This is a genomic window from Mycobacterium sp. (assembly GCF_052144515.1).
GTDB lineage: Bacteria > Actinomycetota > Actinomycetes > Mycobacteriales > Mycobacteriaceae > Mycobacterium.
This window is the reverse complement of the sequence record NZ_JBKQQD010000048.1, coordinates 1-7,687: the sequence shown is the minus strand read 5'-3', so window position 1 is coordinate 7,687 and position 7,687 is coordinate 1. Positions and strand designations below refer to the sequence as shown.

The window sequence follows — 7,687 nt, the reverse complement described above, 5'->3', positions numbered from 1 at the left end:
GCAGCTGGTGGGCGTGTCAGACCGGGATCGTCCTGTCGGAGGTGCTGAAGCGGCTCTGGTGGGCCGACACTGGGAGATGGCTGCTGTCGAAGGTTTACTGAAGCGTGCCATCAACGGCCAGGGTGCGGTGGTCACCGTGGTGGGCTCCCCGGGCATCGGTAAAAGCCGTCTAGTGCGCGAGGTTGCGGCGATGGCAGCCGCCCGTGGTGTTGAGGTGTTCACCGCCTTCTGCGAGTCGCATACCAGCCAACTCGCGTTCCATGCCGTCGCGCGGCTGTTACGCGCCGCCTTTGGTGTCGGCGACCTTGACGCACAGGCCGCCCGCGATCGAGTGCGCGCCCGGCTTCCGGACGCAGACCCCGAGGATTTGACGCTGTTTGATGACTTGCTGGGCATCGCCGACCCGAATGCTCCTTTACCGGCAATTGACCCCGATGCTCGTCGGCGGCGGTTGACAGCGTTGGTCAATGCCACCTCATTGGCCCGCGAAACCCCGGCGGTCTACGTCGTTGAGGACGCGCACTGGATCGACGAGGTCAGCGAGTCGATGCTGGCCGAGTTCCTGACCGTTGTCCCGCAGACGCCCTCGCTGGTGTTGGCCACTTACCGACCCGAGTACGAGGGGGCGCTCACGCGGGTGCACGGTACACAGACGATAGCCCTTGCCCCGCTGAGTGATCCGGAGACTCTGGCACTGATCGCAGAGCTGCTCGGCCCGGACCCCTCGAATGGTGCACTGGGCCAGAAGATCGCCGAGAGGGCCGCCGGTAACCCGTTCTTCGCCGAGGAGATCGTGCGCGAACTGGCCGAGCGTGGTGTGTTGCTAGGAGAGACAGGCGCATACATCTCGACGGCAGAGGCTGCTGAGGTGAATGTCCCTGCCACGCTGCAGGCGACCATCGCCGCGCGCATCGATCGGCTTGACCCGGCGGCCAAGCGCACCTTGAGCGCTGCGGCTGTCATCGGCTCGCGGTTCAGCCGGGGCCTGCTGGAAACGCTGGGAATTGATCCAGTCCTTGAGGACTTGGTGGGCGGCGAGTTCATCGATCAGATCCGATTCACCGGACAACCCGGGTATGTCTTCCACCATCCCCTCATCCGCGCGGTGGCCTACGAATCACAACTGAAATCCGATCGCACCGAGATGCACCGGCGGCTTGCCGCCGCGATCGAAGCCCGCGAGCCGCAATCCGTCGACCAGAACGCGGCACTGATCGCCGAACATCTGGAGGCCGCCGGTGATCTGCACGCCGCCTACGGCTGGCACATGCGCGCCGCAACCTGGGCGACCAATCGCGACATCGCCGCAGCGCGACTCAGTTGGGAGCGTGCGGTAAAGATCGCCGACGCAGTGCCCGCCGAGGACCCCGACCGGGCAGCCATGCGCATTGCCCCTCGCACCATGTTGTGCGGGACCGCCTTCCGCGTCCATGAACGTGTTGCTGGTGCCCGCTTTGATGAATTGCGGCAGTTATGCGCTGCCGCCGGGGACAAGCCGTCACTGGCCATCGCCACGGCCGGGCTGGTGGTCGATCGCGTGTGGCAGGGCCGGGTACGCGAGGCCTCCCAGCTGGCATCGGAAGCCATGGCCCTCATCGAGTCGGTCGGCGATCCGACCCTGACGGTGGGGCTGTCCTGGACCGCGATCTACGCCAAGATAGATGGCGCAGAGTGGCCTGACGTGCTGGGCTGGTCACAACGGGTGATCGCCCTGGCCGACGGAGACCCCTCCAAAGGCAACTTGGTTTTCGGGTCCCCCTTGGCGCTGGCCTTTGCGACGCGGGCTATCGCCCGTTATTGTCTGGGTCGTCCTGGATGGCGCAACGACCTGCGCCACGGATTGGCCATGGCTCGCAGCGCCGACCCCATCTCCTACGCCACGCTCGTCACCTACAGCTACGGCTTGGGGATCATGTTTGGCGTGCTGAGGTCCGACGATCGCGCGGTGCGCGAGACCGAGGATGCCCTACATATTGCCGAACGGTCCGGTGATGATCTCGCGTTCGTCTGGGCCCGGATGACGTTGGGCCTGGCGCTGGTGCACCGCCAGATGGCTGGCGAGCGCGATCGCGGCAACAAGCTCTTGACCGCAATCAGCGAAGTGCTCCTACGCCAGGAACATAACCTGGCCGAGCTACCGCTCATCGAGGTCTACTCGGCGCGTGAGAATGCTCGGCGTGGAGATCGCGATGACGCCATCCCCCTCATGCGCGTCGCCCTACACGAGCTTTTACGCAACGGACAGCAGCTGGTGTGGGGCATTCCTGCGACGGGGGTTCTGGTGGAGACACTGCTCGATCGCGGGGCCGACGGTGACGTGGCCGAAGCCGAGGCCGCGATCACCAGGTTAGCGTCCGCGCCAGCCGATGATGGTCTGGTGATACGCGAGATCTGGCTGCTGCGGCTGCGCGCACTCCTAGCGCGGGCTCACCGTGATGACGCGGCCTACGCGGACTTTAGGGATCGCTACCGCGACATGGCAAAAATGCTTGGCTTTGAAGGGCATATCGCGTGGGCCGAGGCGATGCCATGACGGGTGCTGCTCCTTCAGGGGTGGTGACGTTTCTGTTCACCGATGTTGAGGGCTCGACCCGTCGGTGGGAGGCGGACGCGGATGAGATGCGGGTGGCCCTGGCCGCCCATGACGAGGTGCTGCAGTCGGCGATCGAGGCGCACGGCGGCTTCCTGTTCAAGCACACCGGCGATGGTGTGTGCGCGGCATTCTCGTCACCAAGGGCAGCGCTGGATGCCGCCATAGCCGCCCAGCGGGCGCTGGAGTTGCCGGTGCGGATGGGGCTGGCGACCGGGGAGGCCGAACTGCGGGACGGGGACTACTTCGGGACGGTTCTCAACCGTGCGGCGCGGGTGATGGCTGCCGGGCACGGCGGTCAGATCCTTTTGGCCGAGTCGACGGCAGTGCTGCTCACCGGTGTTGATCTTCTCGATCTGGGACCGCGACGGTTGCGTGATGTGTCAGCGCCGGTGGGGGTGTTTCAGGTCCGAGCGCAGGGCCTGCGCACAGAGTTTCCATCGCTGAGGGCGCTTGATGTCAGTCCGGGGAACCTGCGACCCGCGATCACCAGTTTTATCGGGCGGGAATCCGAAGTCGCCGAGGTTGATGCGGCGGTGCGAACCCATCGATTGGTGACGTTGACCGGGGTGGGCGGGGTCGGCAAGACCCGCCTCGCGGTGGAGGTAGCGGGCCAGCTGGCCGATGAATACCCCGACGGCGTCTGGCTTTTCGAACTGGCTGCGGTCACCGATCCGGCAGCAGTACCCGACGCGGTGGCCGCAGTGCTGGGCATCACCCAGCAGCCGGGCAAGAGCGTGGCTGAAAGTGTGGCCGCCGCGTTGGAGGGCCGGTCGCGGCTTTTGGTGTTCGACAATTGCGAACACGTCCTGGATGCTGCCGCCGACCTGATCGAGGCGATCCTGGCGCGCTCTGCGACGGTGAAGGTCTTGGCCACCAGCCGGGAAGGCTTGCGGGTGGCTGACGAACAGCTTTGGCCGGTGCCATCGCTGGACGTCGGCGCGGGAATCGACTCCGCCGCGGTGAGCCTGTTCGTCGACCGCGCCCGCAGCGTTGCGCCACGCTTCTCGGTCGCCGAGCCCAATGAGGCGGCGGCGGTGGTGGAGATCTGCCGCCGCCTCGACGGGATTCCATTGGCCATCGAGTTGGCGGCCTCGCGGATGGCGTCGATGACCGCGATCGAGGTGCGTGATCGCCTGGATCAGCGGTTGCGGCTGCTGGTGGGCTCGCGGCGCGGACTGGAACGCCACCAAACCCTGCGGCACGCGGTGGCGTGGTCCTACGACCTTCTCGATGACGCGGAAAAGGCGCTGCTGGACCGCTGTTCGGTGTTCGCTGGCGGATTCGACCTCCAAAGCGCCTGCGCGGTAGCGGGATCCCCAGACGCCCCAGACGACTTGGCCACCCTGGATCTACTCGACGCGCTGGTGCGCAAGTCGCTGCTCGTCGCTGACCGGTCAGCGGGGCGAACCCGGTTTTCGATGCTGGAGACGATCCGACAGTTCGCCGAGGAGCAACTCGTGGCGAGCGGTGCGGCGGAAGAGGTACGCACCGCGCACGCCCGCCACTTCGCGGATCGGGAAAAAGACATTTTGGCCATCTGGGACAGCCCACGCCAACGGGAGGCGTACGACTGGTTCACTGCCGAACTGGCCAACCTGCGAGTGGCGTTCCGGTGGGCAATCGACCACGACGACATCGACACCGCTTCCACCATCGCTACGTATGCGGCCTTTCTGGGCTACCGGGTCGAACTGTACGAGCCAATGGCCTGGGCGGAAGAAGTAATCGAGCCGGCCCGTGCCGTTGCGCACCCCCGGCTCGCGGCGCTGTATGCGATGGCGTCGCAATGTTGGATGCGGGGCCGAATCGACGCGGCCCTCCGTTACAGCGACGGTGGTGTTGAGGCAGTCCGCAGCGGCGGTAGCGTGCCGTTCGACACCGAGGCCATGCTTGGCGGTGCGTATGTGGCCATCGGTCAGCCAGAGCGGTGGATCGAATGGTGCCGGGAGCGGTTAGGTCAGGGTCACGACACTCAGGCATTCACCCAGACGTGCTTGGTCATGGCACTGACGATGGTCGGCTGGCGTGAAGCTGCGAGAGCCGAGGCCGCAGGTCTCATCGATGCCGTCGAGATCACCCGTAATCCCCATGCCATTTCGCACGCGCTGCTCGCTTACGGCCTCGCCTTCCTCAACGCCGATCCCGTCAATGCACTCGCGGCCCTGCGCCGTGGGCTTGTCGTCGCGCAGGACAGCGGCAACCGCATGAACGAATCGCACCTGGCACTGAGGCTGGCCCAAGTCGAGGTCGAACACGAGGACGAGGTGACCGCGCTCGATCACATCACCACCGCAATACGCACCTGCGACGCATCCGGCAATACCGACGCCGTTCGGCCTCCTCTCGCTGCGCTGGCCGCGTTCCTCGACCGGCTCGGACGCTGTGAGCCAGCTGCCACGATTGCCGGGTTCGCCATCGTCAGCCCCATGACTTTGGCCGCGATCCCTGAGATCTACGCAGCAACCGCTCACCTCCGTGAGGTCCTCGGCGAGACCTACGAATCGCTCGCCCGCAAGGGCGAGACGATGACCACTTCCGCCATGGTGACCTACGCATACGACCAAATCGACCAGGCCCGAGCCGAGCTGAAGGCTGCCTCGAAATAGACGACATACGAGAGTCTCGAAACTTCGTGTCGGAATGGCACGGCGATATGACGGACATCGCTGACCAGCGGTGACACGATACTGACATGGACAGCACTGGGGACGGTCGCGGTGCACTGACGGCGGCAGGGCTGCCGTGTGGGTCGTGCGGCGCCGAACTGCCACCGAACTCCAAGTTTTGCAACGAGTGCGGTGCACCGGTCACACAGGTCAGCCGATCGGCTGAGTACAAGCAGGTGACGGTGCTGTTCGCCGATGTGGTGCACTCGATGGACATCGCCGCTGCCGTCGGGGCGGAGCGGCTGCGCGAGATCATGGCCGAACTGGTCAACCGCTGCGCCGCAGTGGTGCAGCGTTTCGGCGGGACGGTGGATAAGTTCACCGGGGATGGGATCATGGCGCTGTTCGGTGCGCCGGTGGCGTTGGAGGACCACGCAATCCGCGCTTGCCTTGCGGCGCTGGGCATTCAGGATGAAGCCGCACGGTTGGCAACTGAGGTCAATGTCCGCGACGGCCTTGACCTGGGGCTGCGGGTAGGCCTCAACTCGGGTCAGGTGATCGCCGGTGAAATTGGTTCGGGACCTTTCGGTTACACCGCCATTGGTGAGCAGGTGGGGATGGCGCAGCGGATGGAATCGGTCGCTCCGCCTGGTGGGGTGATGCTCAGCGGGTCAACGGCGCGACTGGTTGATGGCGCAGCGGCCCTCGGTGAGCCTGAGTCCGTTCGGATCAAGGGTGCTGATGAAGGCGTTCCGGTTTGCCGCCTGCTGGGCATGCGCGCGGATCGGACTGTCAGGCACGCTGAGTCGAATCTGGTGGGTCGGCGGTGGGAGATGTTCGCCGTCGCGGACTTGTTGGACCGTGCAATCGACGGCCACGGCACGGTGGTCGGCGTGGTCGGGCCAGCTGGCATCGGTAAGAGCCGCCTGGTGCGTGAAGTCTCTGCGATGGCAGCTGCCCGTGATGTCGAGGTGTTCACCGCCTTTTGCGAATCGCACACCAGCCAGATCCCCTTCCATGCCGTTGCGCGGCTGCTGCGCGCCGCCACCGGCGTCGAGGGTCTTGGCGGGCAGGCCGCACGCGACCGAGTGCGCGACCGGGTTCCCGACGCCGACCTCGAGGACCTGTTGCTCTTTGACGACCTGCTGGGCATCGCCGATCTGGAGGTTCCCCTGCCGAGAATCGATCCGGATGCCCGGCGGCGGCGGTTGACCGCCCTGGTCAATGCCATGTCGTTGGCCCGAAAAAGCCCGGCGCTCTACGTCATCGAGGATGCCCATTGGATCGATGACGTCAGCGAGTCGATGATCGCCGAGTTCCTAACAGTGGTCGCGCAGACTCCCTCACTGGTGTTGGTCACCTACCGACCCGAGTACGAGGGCGCGTTGGCTCGGGTGCACGGTGCTCAAACCATCGCCCTTGCGCCGCTGAGTGATCCGGAGACCGCAGCGCTGGTTTCAGAGCTGCTTGGGCCCGACTCCTCGGTTGATGCACTGGGCCAGACGATCGCCGAGCGGGCCGCCGGTAACCCGTTTTTCGCCCAGGAGATCGTGCGCGAACTGGCCGAGCGCGGTGTGCTGCACGGGGAGCGCGGCGGCTACGTTTCGACGGTCGGCGCTGCCGAGGTCAGCGTGCCCGCCACCGTGCAGGCGACCATTGCCGCCCGCATCGACCGCCTTGACCCGGCGGCCAAGCGCACATTGAGTGCTGCGGCGGTCGTCGGCTCGAAGTTCAGCCGGGACCTGTTGGGAACACTGGGCATTGATCCTGTCCTGGACGATCTGGTCGGCGGCGAGTTGATCGATCAGATCACGTTCACCGGCGATCCCGCGTATGTGTTCCACCATCCACTGATCCGCACGGTGGCCTATGAATCACAGCTCAAGTCGGATCGCGCCGAGCTGCACCGGCGCGTCGCGGCGGCAATCGAATCAGGTGACCAGGCAGCGGTGGAGGAGAACGCCGCCCTGATCGCCGAACATCTGGAGGCCGCCGGTGATGGGCACGCCGCCTACGGCTGGCACATGCGCGCCGCAAGGTGGGCCACCAACCGCGACATCGATGCGGCGCGGTTGAGTTGGGAACGCGCCCAAACGATCGCTGACGCCCTACCCGCCGATGACCCCAACCGGCCAGCCATGCGCATCGCCCCGCGCAGCATGTTGTGCAGGACCGCCTGGCGAGTCCATGCCAACGTTGCCGGTGACCGTTTCGATGAGTTGCGGGAGTTGTGCACCGCCGCCGGAGACAATGCGTCACTGGCCATCGCCATGGCAGGGCTGGTGATGGATCACGCGTACCACGATCGTGTGCGCGAGGCGTCAGAACTGGCATCGGAAGCCTGGGCCCTCGCCGAGTCGGTCGGCGATGCGACTTTGACGGTGGGGCTGTCTGACGCGGCCATCTACTCCAAGACCGAAAGTGGTGAATGGTCTGACGTGCTGGTGTGGTCACAGAGGGTCATCGACCTGGCCGACGGTGATCCGGC

The 7,687-nt window shown here is 65.7% G+C and carries 3 protein-coding genes; all 3 read left to right on the top strand.

The features are described from left to right. A partial coding sequence (locus tag ACLP9N_RS02465; RefSeq protein ID WP_442405907.1) for an ATP-binding protein occupies nt 1-2,533 on the top strand: 2,533 nt, incomplete at its 5' end. Continuing rightward, on the top strand, nt 2,530-5,199 hold the full coding sequence (locus ACLP9N_RS02460) for an ATP-binding protein (RefSeq protein WP_442405906.1): 2,670 nt from the start codon (nt 2,530-2,532) through the stop codon (nt 5,197-5,199). The genes ACLP9N_RS02465 and ACLP9N_RS02460, both read left to right, overlap by 4 nt. 86 nt (nt 5,200-5,285) lie before the next feature. After that, the coding region (locus ACLP9N_RS02455) for an AAA family ATPase (RefSeq protein WP_442405905.1) at nt 5,286-7,687 on the top strand (2,402 nt) is incomplete at its 3' end.